Source organism: Achromobacter sp. EB05 (assembly GCF_044232075.1).
Taxonomy (GTDB): Bacteria; Pseudomonadota; Gammaproteobacteria; order Burkholderiales; family Burkholderiaceae_B; genus Achromobacter; species Achromobacter dolens.
The window spans coordinates 3037846-3059128 of record NZ_CP155917.1 but is presented as its reverse complement, the minus strand read 5'-3'; the positions used below and the strand labels follow the sequence as shown (position 1 = coordinate 3059128).

The 21283-nt window shown below is 69.4% G+C and carries 19 protein-coding genes; 12 read left to right on the top strand and 7 right to left on the bottom strand.

The window, feature by feature from the left end; genetic code table 11:
- Positions 1-42 precede the first annotated feature (42 nt).
- The 9 genes from AAID08_RS14030 to AAID08_RS13990 all read left to right on the top strand — a co-directional run bounded on the left by AAID08_RS14030 (position 43) and on the right by AAID08_RS13990 (position 10303).
- Positions 43-1620, top strand: coding sequence for an ABC transporter substrate-binding protein (locus AAID08_RS14030; RefSeq protein WP_395757763.1), 1578 nt, complete (start codon positions 43-45; stop codon positions 1618-1620).
- Between the two features lie 104 nt (positions 1621-1724).
- On the top strand, positions 1725-2660 hold the full coding sequence (locus AAID08_RS14025) for an ABC transporter permease (RefSeq protein ID WP_395757762.1): 936 nt from the start codon (positions 1725-1727) through the stop codon (positions 2658-2660).
- A 13-nt stretch (positions 2661-2673) separates the two neighbouring features.
- Positions 2674-3549 (top strand): ABC transporter permease, encoded by an 876-nt coding sequence (locus tag AAID08_RS14020; RefSeq protein WP_054502511.1) that lies wholly within the window; start codon positions 2674-2676, stop codon positions 3547-3549.
- A gap of 8 nt (positions 3550-3557) precedes the next feature.
- On the top strand, positions 3558-4571 hold the full coding sequence (locus tag AAID08_RS14015; RefSeq protein ID WP_395757761.1) for an ABC transporter ATP-binding protein: 1014 nt from the start codon (positions 3558-3560) through the stop codon (positions 4569-4571).
- Positions 4568-5557 (top strand): ABC transporter ATP-binding protein, encoded by a 990-nt coding sequence (locus AAID08_RS14010; RefSeq protein WP_054502513.1) that lies wholly within the window; start codon positions 4568-4570, stop codon positions 5555-5557. The genes AAID08_RS14015 and AAID08_RS14010 overlap by 4 nt, the downstream gene beginning before the upstream one ends.
- 27 nt (positions 5558-5584) lie before the next feature.
- Positions 5585-7039: an amidohydrolase family protein gene (locus AAID08_RS14005; RefSeq protein WP_054502514.1), complete on the top strand. Its 1455-nt coding sequence runs from the start codon at positions 5585-5587 to the stop codon at positions 7037-7039.
- A gap of 92 nt (positions 7040-7131) precedes the next feature.
- Complete coding sequence (locus AAID08_RS14000; RefSeq protein ID WP_054502515.1) at positions 7132-7776, top strand: helix-turn-helix domain-containing protein; 645 nt, start codon at positions 7132-7134, stop codon at positions 7774-7776.
- Between the two features lie 327 nt (positions 7777-8103).
- Positions 8104-9411: an APC family permease gene (locus tag AAID08_RS13995; protein WP_395757760.1), complete on the top strand. Its 1308-nt coding sequence runs from the start codon at positions 8104-8106 to the stop codon at positions 9409-9411.
- A 40-nt stretch (positions 9412-9451) separates the two neighbouring features.
- The gene (locus AAID08_RS13990) at positions 9452-10303 is read left to right on the top strand and encodes a cyclopropane-fatty-acyl-phospholipid synthase family protein (protein WP_054502516.1); all 852 of its coding nucleotides are present in this window, start codon (positions 9452-9454) and stop codon (positions 10301-10303) included.
- 31 nt (positions 10304-10334) lie between these two features.
- Here AAID08_RS13990 and AAID08_RS13985 read toward each other — a convergent pair whose 3' ends face one another.
- The 6 genes from AAID08_RS13985 to AAID08_RS13960 form a co-directional block, all read right to left on the bottom strand.
- Complete coding sequence (locus tag AAID08_RS13985; protein WP_064528502.1) at positions 10335-11483, bottom strand: putative zinc-binding metallopeptidase; 1149 nt, start codon at positions 11481-11483, stop codon at positions 10335-10337.
- A gap of 16 nt (positions 11484-11499) precedes the next feature.
- On the bottom strand, positions 11500-12453 hold the full coding sequence (locus AAID08_RS13980) for an LD-carboxypeptidase (protein WP_054502859.1): 954 nt from the start codon (positions 12451-12453) through the stop codon (positions 11500-11502).
- Positions 12454-12858: 405 nt separating this feature from the next.
- On the bottom strand, positions 12859-13584 hold the full coding sequence (locus AAID08_RS13975; RefSeq protein WP_054502518.1) for an RNA pseudouridine synthase: 726 nt from the start codon (positions 13582-13584) through the stop codon (positions 12859-12861).
- Between the two features lie 149 nt (positions 13585-13733).
- Entirely contained in the window at positions 13734-14840 is a 1107-nt protein-coding gene (gene ydiK / locus AAID08_RS13970; protein ID WP_054502519.1) for an AI-2E family transporter YdiK, read from the bottom strand.
- Positions 14841-14912: 72 nt separating this feature from the next.
- A complete protein-coding gene (locus AAID08_RS13965) occupies positions 14913-15968 on the bottom strand; it encodes a DNA-binding protein (RefSeq protein WP_395757759.1) in 1056 nt (351 codons plus the stop codon).
- 169 nt (positions 15969-16137) lie between these two features.
- Positions 16138-17040, bottom strand: coding sequence for a LysR family transcriptional regulator (locus AAID08_RS13960; RefSeq protein WP_054502521.1), 903 nt, complete (start codon positions 17038-17040; stop codon positions 16138-16140).
- Between the two features lie 129 nt (positions 17041-17169).
- Between AAID08_RS13960 and AAID08_RS13955 the strand changes: the two genes are divergently transcribed.
- The 3 genes from AAID08_RS13955 to AAID08_RS13945 all read left to right on the top strand — a co-directional run bounded on the left by AAID08_RS13955 (position 17170) and on the right by AAID08_RS13945 (position 20358).
- Positions 17170-18102, top strand: coding sequence for a 2-hydroxyacid dehydrogenase (locus AAID08_RS13955; protein ID WP_175167835.1), 933 nt, complete (start codon positions 17170-17172; stop codon positions 18100-18102).
- 155 nt (positions 18103-18257) lie between these two features.
- Positions 18258-19256, top strand: a complete 999-nt coding sequence (locus AAID08_RS13950) for a Bug family tripartite tricarboxylate transporter substrate binding protein (protein WP_395757758.1) — start codon at positions 18258-18260, stop codon at positions 19254-19256.
- Between the two features lies 1 nt (position 19257).
- Complete coding sequence (locus AAID08_RS13945) at positions 19258-20358, top strand: NAD/NADP octopine/nopaline dehydrogenase family protein (RefSeq protein ID WP_175167837.1); 1101 nt, start codon at positions 19258-19260, stop codon at positions 20356-20358.
- Here AAID08_RS13945 and AAID08_RS13940 read toward each other — a convergent pair.
- The gene (locus AAID08_RS13940) at positions 20274-21275 is read right to left on the bottom strand and encodes a LysR family transcriptional regulator (protein WP_081273664.1); all 1002 of its coding nucleotides are present in this window, start codon (positions 21273-21275) and stop codon (positions 20274-20276) included. The two genes, AAID08_RS13945 and AAID08_RS13940, sit on opposite strands and share 85 nt — an antisense overlap.
- Positions 21276-21283: the final 8 nt, after the last annotated feature.

Below are 21283 nucleotides of genomic sequence, written 5' to 3'. Positions count from 1 at the left end.
CCATTGCCCACGCAGGCAACCGGACAAAACAAGGGGATGACCATGATGAAACGATTCAGCCTGCTGGGCGCCGCCGCCCTGCTGGCCTGCGGGCTGGCCGCGGGCCAGCCGGCCCAGGCCCAGGCCAAGACGCTGCGGATGGTGCCGCACGCGGACCTGAAGACGCTGGACCCGCTGTTCAACACCGCCTATATCACCCGCAACCACGGCTACATGGTGTTCGACACGCTGTTCGCGCAGGACAGCCAGGGCCTGCCCAAGCCGCAGATGGTGGAAAGCTGGACCGCCTCGCCCGACGGCAAGGCCTGGACCTTCAAGTTGCGTCCGGGTCTGAAGTTCAACGACGGCACCCCGGTGACCGCCGAGGACTGCATCGCCTCGCTGCAGCGCTGGGCCAAGAAGGACACGATGGGCCAGGCGCTGATGGCCGCCGGCGCCGAACTGGCCGCCACCGGTCCCGACAGCTTCTCGCTGACGCTCAAGCAGCCATTCGGCCTGGTGCTGGACGCGCTCGCCAAGCCGTCGGGCATGCCGCCGTTCATCATGCCCAAGCGCCTGGCGCAGACCGACGCCAACACCCCCGTCACGGAAATGGTCGGCTCCGGCCCGTTCCTGTTCAAGCGCGAGGAGTGGGTGCCGGGCAACAAGGTGGTGTACGTCAAGAACCCGGCCTACGTGCCGCGCAACGAACCGGCCGACGGCCTGGCCGGCGGCAAGGTCGCCAAGGTCGACCGGGTCGAATGGATCTACATTCCCGACGGCAATACCGCCACGGCCGCGCTGATGAACGGCGAGGTCGACATGATCGAGCAGACCACGCCCGACTTCCTGCCGGTGCTGGAAAGCAACCCGGACATCAAGCTGAACACCTCGGTCGCCACCCAGGGCATGGCCATCGTCAACGCGCTGCATCCGCCGTTCGACAAGCCGCAGGCGCGCCAGGCGCTGTACTACCTGTTCAGCCAGAAGGAAATGCTGGCGGCCATCGGCTATCCGGAGAAGTACCGCGTCGACTACTGCGCCACGCTGTACATCTGCGGCTCGCCGCTGGCCACCGACGCCGGCGCGGCGCCCTACGCCAAGCCCGACCTGGCGCGCGCCAAGCAACTGCTGCAGGAGGCCGGCTACAAGGGCGAGAAGATCGTGGTGCTCTACCCCACCGACCACATCAGCGCGCCCGCTGTCATGGTGCTGACGCAGAACATGAAGAAGGCCGGCCTCAAGGTCGACCTGCAATCCATGGACTGGGCCTCGCTGGCGGCGCGCCGCCTGAAGAAGGATCCGCCCGAGCAAGGCGGCTGGAGCCTGTTCGTGACCTGGGGCGGGTACTACGACGCCAGCACGCCGCTGACCAACCCGTGGCTGTCGGCCGCCTGCGGCAACAGCCTGCCGGGCTGGCCCTGCGACAAGGAGCTGGACGCGCTGCGCACGCAGTGGATCCAGGAACCCGACGCCGCCAGGCGCAAGGACATCGCTGCGCAGTTGCAGGCCCGCGCCTACGAGTCGGTGCCGTACGTCATGTGGGGCGAATTCAAGCCGGTGTCTGCGATCCGCGGGCTGTCGCACACGGAGCTGATGAAGACCGGCATCCCTGTGATGTGGAACGTGGAAAAACCATAACGCGGCGCGGGGCCGCGCGTGATCGCCACGCGCGCCCCGCCCCTGCACAATCAGGCCGCCGCCCAGCGCCCCGTGCGCGCCGCGCCAGGCCGGGGGAACCCAGCGTGAAATACATCCTGCGCCGCATCGCGGCCGTCATTCCCGTCATGGCCGTGGTGGCGGTCGTGGTGTTCATGTTGATCCACCTGTCGCCGGGCGACCCGGCGGCGGTGATCGCGGGCGACAACGCCACCACCGAGGACGTCGAGAAGATTCGCCAGAACCTTGGCCTGGACAAGCCGCTGCTGACGCAGTTCGGCATCTGGGTCGGGCATCTGGCCACCGGCGACCTGGGCACCTCGATCGCCACCCAGATGCCGGTGGCGCAACTGATCGGCCAGCGCATGGGGCCGACCCTGTCGATCGCCATCTTCACCATGCTGTTCGCGGTGCTGGTCGCCGTGCCGCTGGGCGTGCTGGCGGCCTGGAATGCCGGGCGCTTGCTGGACCGGCTGGTGATGATCGGCGCGGTCTGTGCCTTCTCGGTGCCGGTGTTCCTGATCGGCTACAGCCTCGTGTACGGCTTTTCCATCAAGCTGGGCTGGCTGCCGGTGCAAGGCTACAAGCCGCTGGCCGACGGCCTGGCGCCGTATCTGCGGCACCTGGTGCTGCCCTGTCTGTCGCTGGGGCTGGTGTACATGGCCCTGCTGACCCGCATGACCCGCGCCACCATGCTGGAGGCGCTGTCGGAAGACTACATCCGCACCGCGCGCGCCAAGGGCCTGGCGGCCGGCCCGATCGTCTGGCACGCGCTCAAGAACGCGGCGAACCCCATCGTCACCACCGTCGGCGTCGGCGTGGCGCTGCTGATCGGCGGCGTGGTGGTCACGGAAACCGTGTTCGCCATTCCCGGCCTGGGCCGCCTGACCATCGACGCCGTGCTGCGCCACGACTACCCCGTGATCCAGGGCGTGCTGCTGGTCGCCTCGGGCATCTACGTGCTGATCAACCTGCTGGTCGACCTGAGCTACCGCCTGTTCGACCCGCGCATCCGCTATTGAAAAGGGGCGATCCATGACCACCACCACCCTGCCCCTGGCCGCGGCGCGCCCGCGCTGGCGCCGCGCCGGCCGCTCGCTGCGCCGCCACCCGATGCTGTACGTCGGCTGCGCCATCCTGCTGGCGCTCGCGCTGATCGCGCTGGCCGCGCCCTGGCTGACCGCGGTCGATCCACTGGACATCAACCCGATGGCGCGCATGAAGCCGCCGTCGGCCGAACACTTTTTCGGCACCGACGCGCTGGGCCGCGATGTCTATGCCCGCACCTTGTGGGGAGCGCGCGTATCGCTGCTGGTCGGCGTCGTGGTCGCGCTGGTGTCGACCGCGGGCGGCGTCCTGCTGGGCATGCTGGCCGGCTACTTCCGCCGCCTGGACGCCGTGATCATGCGCATCATGGACGGCCTGATGGCGATTCCGGGCGTGCTGTTGGCGATCGCGCTGATGGCCACGCTCAAGGGCGGCCTGGGCACCGTGATCGTGGCCATCGTGGTGCCCGAGGTGCCGCGCGTGGTGCGGCTGGTGCGGGCCCTGGTGCTGACCATCCGCGAGCAGCCCTATATCGAGGCGGCGGTGGCCGCCGGCACGCGCGTGCCGGCCATCCTGCTGCGCCACATCCTGCCCAACCTGTTCGCGCCGCTGATGGTGCAGGCCACCTTCATCGCGGCCTCGGCCATCCTGACCGAGGCGGTGCTGAGCTTCCTGGGCGTGGGCATCCCGCCGCAGATCCCGAGCTGGGGCAACATCATGGCCGAGGGCCGCAACTTTGTCGCGGTGGCGTTCCACATCATCCTGTATCCGGGCCTGTTCCTGGGCGTGGCCGTGCTGGCCGTCAATCTGGTGGGCGACGGGCTGCGCGACATGCTCGATCCGCGCCTGGCGAAAAAGCTGTAGGAGCGCGCATGCCATCCCAACCTGTCTTGCAAGTGAATGACCTGACCACCTGTTTCGACGGCGACGAGACCACGGTGCTGGCCGTGGACGGCCTGTCGTTCGACCTGATGCCGGGCGAGACCCTCGGCCTGGTGGGCGAATCCGGCTGCGGCAAGAGCGTCACGTCGCTGTCCATCATGCGGCTGCTGCGCACGCCCGGGCGCGTGGCGCGCGGCAGCGTCGAATTCGACGGCCGCGACCTGCTGGCCCTGCCCGAGAAGGCCATGCGGGCCGTGCGCGGCAACCAGTTGTCGATGATCTTCCAGGAGCCGATGACCTCGCTCAATCCGGTCTTCACGATCGGCCGCCAGATCAGCGAGCCGCTGATGCTGCACCAGGGCCTGTCGCGGCGCGAGGCCATGAAGCAGGCCGAGGCGCTGCTGGAGCTGGTGCAGATCTCCGACCCGGCGCGGCGCGTGCACGAATACCCCTACCAGTTGTCCGGCGGCATGCGCCAGCGCGCCATGATCGCCATGGCCCTGGCCTGCCAGCCCAAGGTGCTGATCGCCGACGAGCCGACCACCGCGCTGGACGTGACCATCCAGGCGCAGATCCTGCACCTGCTGCGCGACATCCAGGCGCGGCTGGGCACGGCGATCGTGCTGATCACCCACGACCTGGGCGTGGTGGCGCAGATGTGCCAGCGCGTCATCGTCATGTACGCCGGCCGCAAGGTCGAGGAAGGCAGCGTCGACGACGTGCTGGACCGCGCCGCCCATCCCTATACCCAGGCGCTGATCCGTTCGCTGCCCGACTTCGTCGACGGCCAGGACCACACCGCCCGCCTGGCCGAGCTGCCCGGCATCGTGCCGGTGGTGACGCCCGAATCGCGCGGCTGCGCCTTTGCCGCGCGCTGTCCCCAGGCCCTGCCGCGCTGTGCCGACGAGACGCCGCCCGAGGTCGCCGCCGGCGACCGCCACCGCGTCTGGTGCTGGGCGCGCCAGGCCGCGCCGGCCGCCACGATGGAGCAAGACCCGCGATGAACCTGCACGACGCCCCCTTTCCCGCCGCCGTCGCCACGGCGTCCGCCGCCCCCATGCTGCAAGTGACCGACCTGAAGAAGCACTTCCCGCTGGAGGGCGGCAAGGTGCTGCGCGCCGTGGACGGCGTGTCGCTGTCGGTGGCGCGCGGCCAGACCCTGAGCCTGGTGGGCGAGTCCGGCTGCGGCAAGTCGACCACCGGCAAGTGCCTGATCCGCCTGACCGATCCCACCGCGGGCCGCATCCTGCTCGAAGGCGCCGACCTGGCCGCGATGAACAGCGGCCAGTTGCGCGCCATGCGGCGGCGCATGCAGTTCATCTTCCAGGACCCGTTTTCGTCGATGAACCCGCGCATGCGGGTGCGCGACATCATCGGCGAGCCGCTGCGCAACTTCGGCTACGGCCGCGAGGCCATCCGCGAACGGGTGGCGCAGTTGCTGGCCCGCGTCAGCCTGCGTCCGGACGCCGCCGACCGCTACCCGCACGAGTTCTCCGGCGGCCAGCGCCAGCGCATCGTCATCGCCCGCGCCCTGGCGCCGGAACCGGGCCTGATCGTCTGCGACGAACCGGTCTCGGCGCTGGACGTGTCGGTGCAGGCGCAGGTCATCAACCTGCTTATGGATTTGCAGCGCGACCTGGGCCTGACCTATGTGTTCATCTCGCACGACCTGAGCGTGGTGCGCCACATCAGCCACCAGGTGGCGGTGATGTACCTGGGCAGGATCGTCGAAACCGGCACCCGCGACGCGGTCTTCAACCACCCGGCCCACCCCTACACCCGCGCCCTGCTGGCCGCGGTGCCCTCGGCCCGTCGCGGCGAACGCGCGCCCGTCGCGGTGCTCAAGGGCGAGATTCCCAGTCCGCTGGCGCCGCCGTCCGGTTGCGCCTTCCGCACCCGCTGTCCGCAGGCGCAGGCCCGCTGCGCCCAGGAAACGCCCGTGGCGCGCCCGGTCGGCGCCGGCCAGTTGGTCGCTTGCCATTTCGCCTGAGCCGCCTCGACATTCACCGGAGATCCCATGACTTCATCCGAATCGCAGCCTTTCGACTACCTGTTTGTCGGCGGCACCGTCATCGACGGCGCCAACACGCCAGGACGGCGCGCCGACCTCGGCGTGCGGGGCGACCGCATCGCCGCCATCGGCGACCTGTCCGACGCCCCGGCGCGCCACCGGATCGACGTCGCCGGCCAGGTGCTGGCGCCGGGATTCATCGACTCGCACACCCACGACGACAACTACCTGCTCAAGCGCCGCGACATGACCCCCAAGATATCCCAGGGCGTCACCACGGTGGTCACGGGAAACTGCGGCATCAGCCTGGCGCCGCTGGCGCACGCCAACCCGCCGGCGCCGCTCGACCTGCTGGACGAAGGCGGCTCGTACCATTTCGCGCGTTTCGCCGACTATCTTGACGCCTTGCGCGCCACGCCCGCGGCGGTCAACGCCGCCTGCATGGTGGGCCACTCGACGCTGCGCGCCGCCGTCATGCCCGACCTGCAACGCGCGGCCACCGACGCCGAGATCGACGCCATGCGCGCGCTGGCCGAGGAAGCCATGGCCAGCGGCGCCATCGGCATTTCCACCGGCGCCTTCTACCCGCCCGCGGCCCGCGCCACCACCGAGGAGATCATCGAGGTCTGCCGCCCGCTGAGCACGCATGGCGGCATCTACGCCACCCACATGCGCGACGAAGGCGAACACATCGTGGCGGCGCTGGAGGAAACCTTCCGCATCGGCCGCGAGCTGGACGTGCCGGTGGTGATCTCGCACCACAAGGTCATGGGCCAGCCCAATTTCGGCCGCTCGCGCGAGACGCTGCCGCTGATCGAGGCCGCGATGGCGCGCCAGGACGTGTCGCTGGATGCCTATCCCTACGTGGCCGGCTCGACCATGCTCAAGCAGGACCGCGTGCTGCTGGCCGGCCGCACCATCATCACCTGGTGCAAGCCCTTTCCCGACCTGAGCGGGCGCGACCTGGACGAGGTCGCGGCCGAGCGTGGCAAGTCCAAGTACGACGTGGTGCCCGAGCTGCAGCCGGCCGGCGCCATCTACTTCATGATGGACGAACCCGACGTGCAGCGCATTCTGGCGTTCGGCCCCACCATGATCGGCTCGGACGGCCTGCCGCACGACGAGCGCCCCCACCCGCGGCTGTGGGGCACCTTTCCGCGGGTGCTGGGCCACTACGCCCGCGACCTGGGCCTGTTCCCACTGGAGACGGCGGTCTGGAAGATGACCGGCCTGACGGCCCAGCGCTTCGGCCTGGCCGAACGCGGGCAACTGCGGCCGGGCTACTTCGCCGACCTGGTGGTGTTCGATCCCGCCACCGTGGCCGATACCGCCACCTTCGAGCGGCCGACCGAACGCGCCGCCGGCATCCATTCGGTGTATGTCAACGGCGCGCCCGTATGGCGCGAGCAGGCCTTCACAGGCCGGCATGCCGGCCGCGTGCTGGCGCGCACGCCCGCCTGAGCCTCGCCGCCTTATACAATCCGGCGTACGCGCGGCGGGGCTTGCGGGCCCCGCCCCTCCTTCGCCAACCCCCTACACGCCCGGACCGCTACATGGCCCCTACCCGCAAGACGGCCCCACCCGACATCGTGGGCAAGGAAGTAATGGGCGCCCGCCTGCGCGCCGAGCGCAAGGCCAGGAAAATGACGCTGCAGGCCCTGTCGCAGGCCAGCGGCATCGCGGTATCGACGCTGTCCAAGGCCGAGCTGGGCCAGATCGCCCTGAGCTACGAGAAATTCGCCGCGCTGGCGCGCGCACTGGACATCGACATGACGCGCATGTTCATGCTGGGCGACGCGCCCCAGGCCGAGGTGGCCCCCACCTACGTCAAGAACAAGCTCAGCGACGCCCGCGACTACGCCACCGACAACTACCACTACCGGCTGCTGATGGGCGAATACCCGGGCAAGAAGATGATGCCGATGCTGGCGCTGATCGATTCGCGCAAGGTAGTCGAGTTCGAGGACTACATCCGCCACCCCGGGCAGGAATTCGCGCTGGTGTTGTCAGGCAAGGTCCGCATCCAGTTCGAGAACGGCGACAGCGTGGTGCTGAACCGGTTGGAGTCCGCCTATTTCGACAGCGGCATCGGCCACGTCTACCTGTCGCTGAGCAAGAAGCCCGCAGAAGTGCTGGCGGTCTGCAGCGACCTGGATGAAGTGCCGTCCCGCCTGAAGCCGGTGTCGCCCAAGAACTAGCCCTCAAGAAGCAGCCCCCCAAGAAGTAGTCTCCCAAGAAGTAGTCCCTTTCGCTGGCCCGCCTCCCGGCGGGCGCTCCCCCGCGCCTGGCCGAGGCCGGCATCGGCTACGGGAAATCCCGTAGAAACTTTCCTTCCCCGCCCAGGGTCACTCTTTATTCAGCTAATTGTCAGGCTTAGCGCCTGACACGCCGCACGCTCGTGCGCTGGCGATCCCCGGGAGAATTCGATGCCGCCTTTGCCCCGTTCCTTGCGCCCCAGCCCCAGTGCAGCCGGCGCGGGGAGCGGCGCGGGCGCGCACGCGCTCGGCCCGCCCGGTTTGTCGGTGATGGATGCAACCGTGGTGCTGGTGGGCGTGGTGATCGGCATCGGCATCTTCGGCTTTCCGCCGCTGGTCGCGCAGCACGCCACGTCCGAGGCGATGTACCTGGCCTACTGGGCCGCGGGCGGACTGGTGATGCTGGTGGGCGCGCTCTGCTATGCCGAACTGGGCGCGGCCTATCCCGGCGCGGGCGGGGAATACCTGTATCTGTCGCGCGCCTGGGGGCCGCGGGTCGGCCTGCTGTTCGCCTGGGCGCGCTGCACCGTGATCCAGACCGGCGCGATCGCCGTGGTGGCCTTCATCTATGGCGACTACGCGCAACAACTGCTGCCGCTCGGCACGCATGGGGCCACCGTGCACGCGGCGCTGTCGGTGATCGGACTGACCGCGCTGAACGTGGCCGGCACGCGCCATTCCAAGCGCCTGCAATGGCTGTTCACGATCCTGACGCTGGTCGCGCTGACGGCGGTGCTGGGCGCCGCCCTGTTCACCGCCTCGCCCGCCGCCCCCGCGCCGGCGCCGCTGGCCGGCAACGCCGCCGGGCTGATGGGCATGGGCATGGTATTCGTGCTGCTGACCTACGGCGGCTGGAACGAGGCAGCCTATCTCAGCGGCGAGCTGCGCAATCCCGGCCGCAACATGGCGCGCGTGCTGCTGATCGGCACCGTGGTGGTGACCGGCGCCTATCTCTTGACCAACCTCGCCCTGCTGGAACTGTTCGGCCTGCAGGGGCTGCGCGACACGCCGGCGCTGGGCGCGGCGGTGATGCAACTGGCCGCCGGCCCGTATGCCGCCGCCCTGCTGAGCCTGGTGATCTGCGCCACCGCGCTCAGCACCATCAACGGCACCATCATTACCGGCGCCCGCGTCTATTACGCGCTGGGCCGCGACGTGCCGCGGCTGCGCGCGCTGGCCGGCTGGAGCGAACGCAACGAAACGCCGGTCAGCGCGCTGTTGGCGCAAGGCGTCATCACGCTGGCCCTGCTGGCGGTGGGCGCCTTCAGCCACAACGCGGTGCAGACCATGGTGGCCTACACCGCGCCGGTGTTCTGGCTGTTCATGCTGCTGGTGGCCGCATCGGTATGGCGCCTGCGGCAGCGTGACCCCGCGCGCGCCCGGCCGTTTCGCGTGCCCCTGTATCCGCTGACCCCTGCCCTGCTGGCGCTGACCTGCGCCGGCCTGGTCTATTCCAGCGCCGCCTACGCTGGCGCCGGGGCCCTGATCGGCCTGGGCGTGCTGGTGCTGGGGGTGCCGATGCTGCCACTGCTGCGCCCGCACGAAGCGCGCGACCTGGACAGGCGTGGTCCGCAATGAGCCGCCCTTCCCGCTTTTCTTTGCCCTAGGAGTCTTTATCATGCAACGTGCCCATTCGTCCCATTCGCCCGCCCGCCGCTGGCCCCTCATGGCATCGGCGCTGGCGCTGGCCCTGTCCCTTGCGGTGCTGGCCGAGGCCCGCGCCGATGCCGCCAGCCCGCGGGCTGCCGCGACCGAAGACTACGTGCCCGATGTCGGCCAGGATGGCAAGGACGTCATCTGGGTGCCGACTCCGCAGACGCTGGTGGACAAGATGCTCGACATGGCCCAGGTCACGCCGCAGGACCGCCTGATGGACCTGGGATCCGGCGACGGCCGCACCGTCATCACCGCCGCCCAGCGCGGCCTGACCGCCAAGGGCATCGAGTACAACCCCGACCTGGTGGCGCTGTCGCGCAGCAATGCCGCCAAGGCGGGCGTGTCCAGCCGCGCCACCTTCGAGGTCGCCGACCTGTTCGAAACCGACCTGTCGCAGGCCGACGTCATCACCATGTTCCTGTTGTCGACCATCAACGAGAAGCTGCGGCCCAAGCTGCTGGAGCTGCCGCCGGGCACCCGCATCGTGTCCAACACCTTCCGCATGGGCGACTGGGAGCCGGATGCCTCCGAAACCGTGACCGAGGCCTGCCAGACCTACTGCAACGCGCTGCTGTGGGTGGTGCCGGCCAGGGTCGACGGCCGCTGGCAGGTGGGCGGCCGCACGCTGCAACTGGAACAGCGGTACCAGATGCTGTCGGGCAAGCTCGGATCCAGCGAGATCTCGGACGCGCGCATGGATGGCCGCACCATCTCGTTCACCGCCGACGGCATACGCTACACCGGCGAAGTCAACGGCGCCACCATGCAGGGCAGCGCGGCCGGCAAGGGCGAATGGTCGGCCCGTCGCATCTAGGGCGGCCGCCCCGCGGGAGCCGGACGCGGCGTCAGCGCGGCGCGGTCTGGATCACCCGGTGCACGAACTGCAGCTTGCCCACCACCGCGGCGGGCAGCACAAAGGGATAGAAGTCGCGCTGGCCCATGCTGCGCGACAGCTCGTTGAGCACGCCGGTCAGCGCCACCCAGCCATTGACCAGATCGAGAAAGCGCTGACCTTCGGGATCGTCCGGGTCGTACAGCGACGCCCGGGTGAAGGGATCGCTGGCCTGGTCCAGCGGCAGCCGCGCCATGCCGAAGCTGAAGGCGGTGTCCAGCGCGTCCATCATGTGCAGGTAGTGGGCCCAGGTCTCGGCCCAGTCTTCCCAAGGATGCGACGAAGCGTAGGCGCTGATGAAGCGCTGCGCCCAATCGGCCGGCGCGCCCTGGTCGTAATGGCGCCGCAATGCCTGCGCGTAGTCATCGCGCTCGTCGCCGAACACCTGGCGGAATGGCGCCAGCCAGGGGCCGCCGGCCACCAGCCGATCCCAGTAGAAATGGCCGATCTCATGGCGGAAATGCCCCACCAGCGTGCGGTACGGCTCGTGCATCGCCTCACGCACCTGGACCCGGTACGCGTCGTCGGCCTCGTGGATATTGAGCGTGATCAGCCCCTGGCCGTGTCCCGTGAGCAGCGGCGAGCCATCGTCGGGCGGCGCCAGCAGGTCGAACGCCAGCCCGCCGTCGCCCGGCGTGCGCGCCCGCGGGATCGGCAGTCCCAGCGTCAGCAGTTGGGCGATCACCTGGCGCTTGGCGCTCTCGACCTTGCGCCACAGCGTCCCGTTGCCCGGCACCGACAGGTCGGGAATGGTGCGATTGAGGCCGCAGGCGATACAGAGATGATCGGCGCGCGCGGCCGGTAGCAGCCAATTGCAGGCAGCCGGCGACGAAAAATTGGCGCAGCGCTTGAAGATTCTGCCGCGCACCCGCCCGGCCTCGATCCAGGCGCCTTCCGTCTTGCCCGGGTCCAGCGCGACGATGTGGCCGTGGCGCGGATCGAAGCCCAGTTGCCGGTGGCAGTTAAGGCACTCGGTGTTGTTGAAGAACACCCGCTGGCCGCAGACACACTGGAATGCCTTGGCGCGGGCGTGACGCTGCCGCGGACGCCGGCGCTCGGGCGCGTTCAACTGGCGGCTCAGGGCATCGAAGAAAGGATTCATGCGACCGGTCTCCGGGCTACAGCGGCGCGGCCTGGACCGCCACCGCCTGTTCCAGCCGCAGGCCGCGCCGCTGGGTGTCCAGCGTCACCAGCGCGCCGAGGGGCAGCGTCAGGTTGGGGTCGCCATGGCCGCTGGGCCAGGCGGCCAGCACCGGGATGCCGCGCGCCTGGAATTGCTCCAGCAGCAGCGGGAACAACAGGCTCTGGCCGACCGCGTCGCCCCCCGGCAGCCCCAGCCGGGTGAAATTGCCGGCCAGCACGCCCTTGATGCGATCGAACTTGCCTGCCGCGCGCAACTGCGACAGCAACCGATCGATGCGCGGCAGCGCCTCATTGACATCCTCGATGAACAGGATCGCGTCCCGTGTCGCGATCTCGTGGCGCGAGCCGATCATGGCCGCGACCAGCGCCAGGTTGCCGCCCACCAGCCGGCCGCTGGCCACGCCGGGCGCCAGCACCACCGGGTTGGATTCCGGCGGCGCGTCGATCCAGCCGCCCTGCCCGATCTGGCCGCCGACCATCGCCAGCACGTGGCTGGCGGTTGGCTCCTGTTTACCCGCCACCAGGTCCTGCGCCAGCATCGGCCCGTGAAACGTCACGAAGCCCGCGTGACGCTGGATCGCCAGGTGCAGCGCAGTGATGTCGCTATAGCCGATGAAGGGCTTGGGGTGCTGGCGCAGCAGGCCGATATCGAGCCGATCCGCCAGCCGCCAGGAGCCGAACCCGCCCTGCAGGCACCACACCGCGTCAATGGCCGGATCGGCAAAGGCCGCGTGCAGGTCGTTGAGCCGGGCGTCGTCGTCACCGGCCAGGTAGTCGTACGGCGCGTCGCCGCGGGTCAAGGCGGCCGGCATGATGCGCGGGTCGTAACCGCGCGCCTGCAGCCATTCGGCCGCCTCGAAAGCCGCGCCCTCGGCGGCGGAGGCCGGCGCCACGATGGCAACGCGCCCCCCCGGCCGCAGGGCTGGCACGGGCGCATCGCGCCGCGGCGCCGCGGCGGGCTGCGCGGAAGACGGCGCCGCCGCGCCGCGATCGGCCGGCTCGGCCACCCGGCTTGCACACCCCGCCAGCGCCAGACTGGATAGGCCCAGCGCGCCGGCGGCCTTGAGCAGGCCGCGCCGTGCAGGATCCTTCAGAGCGCGCCCCTCGCCTTGCCTTGCGGGCATATGCCATCCTTTTAGATGAGGTTTTATTGTTCTTATTTATCAAGAAGTTAAATGATAAACCGAGAATCCAGATGAAATCTGAAGCACGCTATTCCAGAATTCACTTCAACTTATTCCAGAATCTACTTTAAGTGTGTAACGGCGCATCCGGCAGGCGAGTTCCGTCTCGAATCCGCCCGCGTTCCGCCTCCGGCATCCTGACCTGCGCCGCTAGAAACGTTCGTACTCCAGCCGGTAGCGCCACTGCCCCACCGCCAGTCCGGCCATCGGCAGGCGGCCGATGCGGATGCGGCGCAAGGCTTGCAGTTGCAGGCCGACGCTGTCACAGGCGTACTCGATGAAGCCCAATGCGGGCGTCTTCAACGCAAAGCGCAGATGGCTTTCGTTCTGCCAACTGACCTTCATCGGCGTGGCCGGCCGGCCCTCATAGGCCAGGCCGCGCTGCAGGCGCGCCAGCGCCGCCGCATCGAGCGTGCCGCGCACCTGCGCGATGTATTCCTGCTCGACATGCCGCCCCTCTTCCAGCAACTTGCGCGCCACCGCGAACTCCTGGGTATAGACCACCAGCCCGCTGGCCGCGCGCTCGAGGGGCGTGGCCAGCTTCAGGCCATTGAACATGCGCTTGAGGTAGCGTTGCCCAGACCGGTCGCCAGGCATGAGGTTGGCTGGCACGACCAGGTTCAGCGCCGATTCGACCGGGTCCGAGGCCGACAGGCCGGCCGGCTTGTGCACCAGCACGCTGACCGGCCGCATTTCTTCCAGGCGGGCGCCGGGCAGCAGGCTGACCGTCTGGCCCGCCCGGACGCGATAGCCGGGCTCCTCGACCACCTTGCCATCCACGGCGACCCAGCCGCCCTCGATATAGCGCTCGGCGTCGCCGCGCGAACAGGATTTTTCGGTGGCCAGGCGCTTGGCCAGGCGGACGCTGTCGCTCATGGCCGGCCCGCCTGTCGGAGGGTGGCCTGGAAACGGGAAGGGAAAGCAAGCGGCGGGTACGTCGTCATCTCGGATACTGCATCAAAAACGGAAAAGGCCGGCGTCGCGAGGCATCGCGCCAATGCGGTGACAGCGTCTGGCCCGAGATGTTACGCCCTTTCCCGAGGCGGCCGCGGCTCAGGCGCGGTCGCCTCGGGCGGCGGCACCTCGTCGACCCAGGCCTTGAGCAACGTCGAGGTCACCGCCAGGATCACCGGGCCGATGAACAGACCGACGATGCCAAAGGCGAACATGCCGCCCAGCACACCGGCCAGGATCAGCAGCATCGACAGGTTCACGCCGCGCTTGATCAGCATCGGCCGCAGCAGATTGTCGAGCATGGTCACCAGCGCTGCCCACACCAGCAGCAGGATCGCGGCCACTTTCATATCGTTCTGGAACAGCCAGATCACCCCGCCCAGCAACGGCAGGAACGGCCCCAGTTGGGCCAGGCACAGCATCAACATCAGCGCGGTGATGATCCCCGCCGCCGGCACCCCGGCGATCCACAGGCCCAGCCCGCCCAGCGCCGACTGCACCACCGCCGTCACCACGATACCCAGCGCCACGGCGCGTATCGACAGCCCCGCCAGGCGGATCGCCGCCACGCCGCGATGGCCGGCCAGGCGGTTGGCGAAGCGCTGCACGAAATTGGCGGCGACGTCGCCCTGGCTATAGAGAATGCCGGCGATGACGATAGTGATCAGCATGTGCATGACGAACACGCCAACGATGGCCGCATTGCTCAGCAGCCACTTGGCCGCCATGGTCACATAGGGCTCCAGGCGCGCCAGCAGCCCGCCCGCGCCGGCGTCGGCCAGCGCCTGCCATTCCTGCGCGATGCGCGGCCCGCCCAGCGGGATGCCCTGCACCCAGCCCGGCGGCGCCATCAGGGCGTAATCGGGCAGACTCTTGATCGCGGTCATGATGGCGCCGCCATGCAGCGCCAGGGTCGAGATGGCCTGGTACAGCGGCAGCACGATCACCACCAGCAGCACGATCAGCATGGCCACCGTCGCCATCCAGCGTCGGCCGCCGCAGCGCTTTTGCACCGCCAACATCACCGGCCAGGTGGCCACCACGATGGTGGTGGCCCAGATCAGCCCGAACAGGAAGGGTTTCAGCACGTAGAGGCTGCCGATCATCAGGGCCGACAGGATGACGATGACGAGCAGATTGCGGGCAAGGTCCGCGGGCGGGCGTGGGTTCGGGTTCAAACGGTGCTCCAGGCAGCGGCCGCGCAAGGATCGGGCCGTGTACGAATTTATCCGAAAACCCCGCCGACACGCCTATTTGGCGCCGCCGGGCGTGGGCCGCACCGCCACCCGGGCGGCGATCAGGTGGCGCGTCAGCTCCAGCAACTGCCCATCGCGCGTCCGCAACTGGCCCAGCAGGTCCGCCAACTGGGCGTCGCTGGCCGCCAGCCGCTGGGTCAGGTCCTGTTCGCGGCGACGCGATGCCTGCAGCGCCTCCTGGGCGACGGCCACGTCGGCCAGTTGCCGGCTCAACTGCGCCTGGGCCTCGCCGCGCGCGGCCAGCACCTCGGCCTGGGCCGCCCGCAGCCGGTCGGCGGCATCCGATTCCGCGCCGCGCAGGCGCTCGGCCGCCTGAGCCAGCGCCTGGCGCGCCTGTTCGGCCTGCTGCTGCTGGGCGGACTGGAGTTCATCCAGCCGCGCTTGCAGGCGTTTGACGTTGCCGCGCTCGGCGTCCAGTTCATTGAGCCATCGGCGCTCGTGAGCGGCATGGCGCTCCTGCGCGGCGGCCAGGGCCTCGGCCTGCTCGCCCCGGGCGCGCTCGGCATCGGCCACGTGCGCCAGCAAGGCATTGCGCGCGTCCGCCAGTTGCCGCTGCTCGATCGCCAGGGCCTCGTCGCGCTGGCGCAACTGCGCCTCGGCCGCCCGCAGGCGTTCCTCGGTGGCGGCCAGTTGCCCGGTCGCCACCTTCAAGCCCTCCTGCAGGTCGCGCTCGCGGTTTTCCAGGTTTGCCTCGCGCTGGCGCAACTGTTCGGTGAGCGCATCGAGCCGCTCGCCCTCTTCGTGCAGCTCGGCCCAGCGCTGGCGGTTGGCCTCGGCCTGTTCGGCGCGGGCGGCGGCCAGCGCCGATTCCCAGAAATGCGCGGCCGCCTGGGCCACTGGTTCGGGCACGGCGGCCGGCGTGGAGAAGGCGCCAGGGTCCTGGATGCGGGCCCCCAGCGAACGGAACCAGGATTCCAGGTGCGGACTGACCGTATTGGGGGAGCCTCGCCCGATCTTCTGGCGCACCCGTTCGATGGTCGGCCGCGCCCCTTCCAGCAGCAAGGCGTCGGAGGCACGCCAGACATCCCCTTCCGTAATTCCCGTGGCCATGGCTCGTTTTTCCCGGATCAAGGCGGTTTTTACTCACGATAATGGAATCTTATCGTGAGTAATTTCATATACACGTTAGATATCATACAGCATATGTATGAAATTATATTTTCAGCGCCATGGGAGGTGTGGCCCCCGCGCGAGAGGTGAAATCTGGCCCAGGCGCGCCCTAACGGGCAACCACCCTGCCCGCGCTCTCCCGCACCAGGGCGGCAAGCCTGTCGGCGGCGGGCGCCAGCCTGCGCCCACGCAGGGTCAGGAGTCCCATCTGGCGCGTCAGGGGCGGCGACAGCCGGCAGATCCGCAGCCCCCTGGGCGGCCTGACGGGCAAGGCCAGGCGTGGAAGAATGGCCACGCCCAGCCCGGCCGCGGCCATCGCGATCAGGGTGTGGGCCTGTATGCACTCGTACTTCGGCGTCAGGCGGATGCGCGCCCGCGCCGCCGCCTGGTCCAGCAGGACGCGCAGCGACGTGGCGTTGCTGAGCAGCAGCAAGGGCAAGCGGGCGACGTCCTTCAGCGCCATGGGGTCCGCCGCATCCGGGTAGAGACGGGGCGCCATCAGCGCGCAGATCTCTTCGGTCACCAGCGGTTCGAAATCGCAGTCGGCGCCCATCGGACCGGGGACCACGCCGAAATCCGCCTCGCCCTGCAGCACCTGGGCCTGCACGTCCCCCGACTGCCGCTCCCGCACCGACATCCGCACGCCGGGGTACAGGGTCTCGAACCGGGCCAGCACGGGCGGCAGCAGCGCGGCCGCGGCAATCGGCGTCGCCGCGACCGCCACGTGGCCGGCCTGCAAGGCCTGCGTCTCACGAACCTCCCGCACCCCCGCCTCGACCTCGCGCACGCCGCGCCGCGCGGCGTCGAGCAACTGCTTGCCGGCCGCCGTCAACTGGACACTGCGCGTGGTGCGATGGAACAGCTCGGCGCCGACCTGCGCCTCGAGCAATTTGATCTGCGCGCTGATCGCCGACTGCGAACGATGCACCTGCTCGGAGGCGCCGCGAAAGCTCCGGGTCTCCGCGATCAGGAGAAAGGTGCGGAGCAGATTGAAATTGATATCGGAAGCCATTGATTAGTTTTTTTGAATAATCTCACCTGATTTTAGCGATTGTTCTTCATTGAGCGGCCCACTACATTCGCACCCCGACACGCACAGCAAGGAGCAAAGCGTGGCAGTTTCAGTGAGAGCAACACATCTATGAGCATTTCCGTTCTGGTGCTCTGCGAGCTGGGCCCCGCGCAAGAGGCGGCCCTGCGGCAGCGCTATCGACCCACGTTCGCGCTGACGCCCGAAGAGCGGGCCCGCATCGTGCAGACCCGCGGCGCCGAATTCGAGGCGGTGCTGACCATCGGCCTGCTGGGGCTGCGCGCCGATGAAATGGAAAGGCTGCCCCGCCTCAGGCTCGTCGCCAGCATGGGCGCCGGCTACGAGAACATCGACGTGACGGCGGCCAAGGCCCGCGGCATCTGGGTGACCAACGGGCGCGGCGCCAACGACGAATGCGTCGCCGACCATGCCATGGGCATGGTGATCGCGGCGATGCGCGACTTCCGTACCCTGGACCGGCTTTGCCGCGCGGGCGTCTGGCGCACCGCCATCGCCCTGCCCACCCACGTGTCCGGCAAGCGCCTCGGCATCCTGGGCCTGGGGGCGGTGGGCGAACGCATCGCCAGCCGCGCCCAGGCTTTCAGGATGCAGGTCGGCTACCACAACCGCCGCGCGCGGCGGGAATTCGACTATCAGTACTTCGACGACGCGCAGGCGCTGGCGCGCTGGTGCGACGTGCTGGTCTGCGCCATGCCCGGCGGCGCGGCGACCCGGCACATGGTGAATGCGGCCGTGCTGCGGGAACTCGGCCCGGGCGGCTACCTGGTCAATGTCGGCCGGGGCAGCATCGTCGATACGCAGGCCCTGGCCGCCGCGCTGGCCTGCGGCGGCATCGCCGGGGCGGCGCTGGATGTCTACGAAAGCGAGCCCGCGCCGCCCCCGGCGCTGATCGCCCAGGACCGCCTGCTGCTGACTCCGCACGTGGGCGGCTGGTCGCCGGAGGCGATCGAAGCCCAGTTCGGGATCTTCATGCTTAACCTGGAGGGCGTGTTCTTCGGGCGGGGGCCTGTCACCCCGGTGTAGCGGCGCCGCGCTCCGCGGCAGGCAGTCTCGCCGCCGCCCGCTCGGGGCGCGTTCAGCCGCGCGCTCAACGTCCCGTTAAGGCGCGTTGAGCATTTGTCGATGGCCGCCTCCGCGCCGCCTTCCTACACTGTGGCCATCAATCCCTGGAGATGGCCATGATCCCCCCGCGCAGCATCCGTCTGGCAACCATTCTGCTTCCGCTCTGCCTGTTGTGGGGCGGCGGCGCCAGCGCCCAGTCCGCCACCGCCCCGGCCGCCTACCCGCAGCGGCCCGTCAACCTGATCGTGGCGTGGCCGCCCGGGGGCGCGGTGGATCTGCTGGCGCGACAGTTAGGCACCGTCCTGGCCAAGGACCTGGGCCAGCCCATCGTGATCGAGAACAAATCGGGCGCCAATGGCTCGATCGGGCATGCCCAGGCGGTGCGCGCCGCGCCCGATGGCTACACCGCCCTGCTGGCCACCAACAGCACCTTCGTGATCGGCCCGCACCTGTACAAGCAGTTGCCGTACCAGCATGAGCGCGACCTGGCCCCGGTGTCGCTGCTGGCCGCCAGTCCCCTGGTGCTGGCCGTCAATCCCGCGCTGAAGGTCAAGACCTTGACGCAACTGCTGGCCCTGGCGCGCGAAAAACCCGGCCGTCTGACCTTTGCCTCGGGCGGCCAGGGATCCACCAGCCACCTGGCGGCCGAACAACTGATGGCCCTGACCGGCATCGAGATGACCCATATCCCCTACCAGGGCGGCGGCCCCGCCGGCACGGCGGTGATGAGCGGCGAAGTCGACATGGCCTTCCTTGACCTGGGCGTCTCGCTGCCGTTCCTGAATTCGGGGCGGCTGCTGCCCCTGGCCGTCTCCAGCGATCAGCGCTCGCCGCTGCTGCCCGAGGTGCCGACCGTGGCCGAATCCGGCGTCAAGGACTTCGAAATCGCCACCGCCTTCGCCGTGTTCGTGCCGGCGCGCACCCCCGCCCCGGTGATCGACCGGCTCCATGGCGCCCTGGTCAAGGCGCTCGGCGACGCCGACCTGCGGCAGAGGCTGATCCACCAGGGCGTGATCGTGATGGGCACCAGCCCGGCCGAACTGCGCGACTACACCACGCGTGAAAACCAGCGCTGGGGCAAGATCATCAGCGACCGCCACATTTCGGTGAACTGACATGCGGCGCAACGATTTCCGTATCGCGATCGTCGGGGCCGGCGGCATCGGCTGCGCCACCGCGGCCTATCTGCGGGCCAGCGACCTGCCGGTGGCGATGTGGTCGCCCACCGGGCGGCACCTGCGCCCGCATGCCGAGCCCGGCCGGGCGCGCTTCGACTGCGTCGGCGCGCTGGAAGGCGCCGTGGCGGTCGAACGGCTGGCGCGGCTGTCCGACCTGTCGGACTACAGCCATGTCTTCATCTGCCTGCCCGCATCCCGGTATCAGCAGGTCCTGGAAGACGCGGCGCCCCACTGGCGCGACGGCCAGACCCTGATCGTCAGCGGCGCGCTGTCACTGGTGCCGCTGTGGCTGCGGCAGACGGCGGCGGCGCATGGCGCCGACGTCACCGCGGTCGGGTGGAGCACGACTCTCACGACCGCCCACTTCCTGCCCGACGGCCGCCTGCACCTGAACGCGCCGCGCGGCCAGATCGGCATGGCCTGGCTGGCGCCGCGCGCGGGCGGCCGCGACGCACTGGCCGATTGCCAGGCCCTGTTCGGCGACCGGTTCGCGCTGGCGGACAATCTGTTGGCCAGCATCCTGGCCAACATCAACCCGATCGCGCATGCCGCGGAGGTGATCCCCAACCTGACCCGGATGGACCGGGGCGAGGCCTGGCCGCTGTTCGGCCACTTCACGGGGGTGGTCGCCAACATGGCAGAGGCGCTGGACCGGGAGCGGCTGGCGCTGGCCCGAGCCCTGGGGTTCACGCTGCCGACCCTGGCGCAGCACTATTCGCGCTCGTACCACGTGCCGCTGGGCCCGCTCGAGGACATCGCGCGCGCGATCGATGCGCGCGGCGCCGGCCCGCTCGGTCCGGCGCGGCTGGCGCATCGCTACGTGCTGGAGGACGTGCCGTTCGGCCTGGTGTTCCAGGAACGGCTGGCGCGGCTGCTGGGGGTCGACTGCCCGCTGCTGTCCGCCTGCATCACGTTGCTGGAAGCGGTCTACGCGGAGCCGTTCCGGGACCGCAACTACCTGCTGGACTCGGTGCTGCCCGACGGCATGTCGGCAGAGGCGTTGCTGGCGGCCTGCAGGAGCGCGTGCGCGGCATCGTGAAAGCGCTCGATGATGTCGTCCTGGTGCCACGGCGTCCGGTACACCATCACGATAGGGATCGGCTCGGGCAGCGCCTGGACCGGCAACGCCGCCAGGCTGCCGCGCGCCAGGCGTTCCTGCACCGTGCGCCGGGCCAGCAGGCTGAGCCCCAGCCGGCGCTCGACCAGTTTGAGGTTGGTGATGGCGTTCATGGACTCGATGGCGGGCGCGATGGGCGGCAGGTTGTTGTCCAGCAGCAATTGCTCGATCATCAGCCGGGCCTGCGTCGGCCGGGCCGGCAGTATCCAGGCCTGCTGCTTCAACTCGCGCCAGGTCCACGGCGCCTCGCGCGGCGCCAGGGCCAGCGGATGATCGCCGGCGCACACCACGATCCACTGTTCCCGGCCCACCGGCCGGATCACCAGCCCCTCCTGACAGAGGCTGCCCAGTTCGGACGAGGTGTTCATGGTCAGCAGGACGTCGATCTCGCCGCTTTCGAGCTTGCGCTGCGTGTCGTCCAGCCTCCCCTCGACGATCTGCACCGGCGGCAAGCCGCCATCGTCCGCCATGCCGCGCAGCACGTCGGGCAGCAACGACCAGGCGATGAAGGGCGGCGCGCCAATGCGCAGGACCGCATCGTGCCCCAGCTTGCGGTCGCGCAGATCATCGGCGAGATTGGCGACCTCGGACAGCAACAGGCGGGCGCGGTGCACCAGGATGTCGCCGTCCCGCGTCAGGCTCACGCCGCGGCCATGCCGCTCGAACACCGTGATGCCCAGCAGCGTCTCGATTTCCCCCAGGCCCTTGCTGACGGCGGCGGTGCTGACGCAGAGCTTCTCACCCGCGGCGCGCATGCTGCCGGTGTCGGCCAGCACCGTCAGCAATTCGAACTGGCGCATCCGCAACGCGGCGATCATACGATAGGTGGAGTCGTGCATCCGGGCGG

What these genes read in the sequence shown, in the direction of transcription:
- AAID08_RS14030 (WP_395757763.1), top strand. Translation starts at nt 43, where the DNA reads ATGATGAAACGATTCAGCCTGCTGGGCGCCGCCGCCCTGCTGGCCTGC.
- AAID08_RS14020 (WP_054502511.1), top strand. Translation starts at nt 2,674, where the DNA reads ATGACCACCACCACCCTGCCCCTGGCCGCGGCGCGCCCGCGCTGGCGC.
- AAID08_RS14015 (WP_395757761.1), top strand. Translation starts at nt 3,558, where the DNA reads ATGCCATCCCAACCTGTCTTGCAAGTGAATGACCTGACCACCTGTTTC.
- AAID08_RS14010 (WP_054502513.1), top strand. Translation starts at nt 4,568, where the DNA reads ATGAACCTGCACGACGCCCCCTTTCCCGCCGCCGTCGCCACGGCGTCC.
- AAID08_RS14005 (WP_054502514.1), top strand. Translation starts at nt 5,585, where the DNA reads ATGACTTCATCCGAATCGCAGCCTTTCGACTACCTGTTTGTCGGCGGC.
- AAID08_RS14000 (WP_054502515.1), top strand. Translation starts at nt 7,132, where the DNA reads ATGGCCCCTACCCGCAAGACGGCCCCACCCGACATCGTGGGCAAGGAA.
- AAID08_RS13995 (WP_395757760.1), top strand. Translation starts at nt 8,104, where the DNA reads ATGGATGCAACCGTGGTGCTGGTGGGCGTGGTGATCGGCATCGGCATC.
- AAID08_RS13990 (WP_054502516.1), top strand. Translation starts at nt 9,452, where the DNA reads ATGCAACGTGCCCATTCGTCCCATTCGCCCGCCCGCCGCTGGCCCCTC.
- AAID08_RS13985 (WP_064528502.1), bottom strand. Translation starts at nt 11,483, where the DNA reads ATGAATCCTTTCTTCGATGCCCTGAGCCGCCAGTTGAACGCGCCCGAG.
- AAID08_RS13975 (WP_054502518.1), bottom strand. Translation starts at nt 13,584, where the DNA reads ATGAGCGACAGCGTCCGCCTGGCCAAGCGCCTGGCCACCGAAAAATCC.
- AAID08_RS13965 (WP_395757759.1), bottom strand. Translation starts at nt 15,968, where the DNA reads ATGGCCACGGGAATTACGGAAGGGGATGTCTGGCGTGCCTCCGACGCC.
- AAID08_RS13960 (WP_054502521.1), bottom strand. Translation starts at nt 17,040, where the DNA reads ATGGCTTCCGATATCAATTTCAATCTGCTCCGCACCTTTCTCCTGATC.
- AAID08_RS13955 (WP_175167835.1), top strand. Translation starts at nt 17,170, where the DNA reads ATGAGCATTTCCGTTCTGGTGCTCTGCGAGCTGGGCCCCGCGCAAGAG.
- AAID08_RS13950 (WP_395757758.1), top strand. Translation starts at nt 18,258, where the DNA reads ATGATCCCCCCGCGCAGCATCCGTCTGGCAACCATTCTGCTTCCGCTC.
- AAID08_RS13945 (WP_175167837.1), top strand. Translation starts at nt 19,258, where the DNA reads ATGCGGCGCAACGATTTCCGTATCGCGATCGTCGGGGCCGGCGGCATC.
- AAID08_RS13940 (WP_081273664.1), bottom strand. Translation starts at nt 21,275, where the DNA reads ATGCACGACTCCACCTATCGTATGATCGCCGCGTTGCGGATGCGCCAG.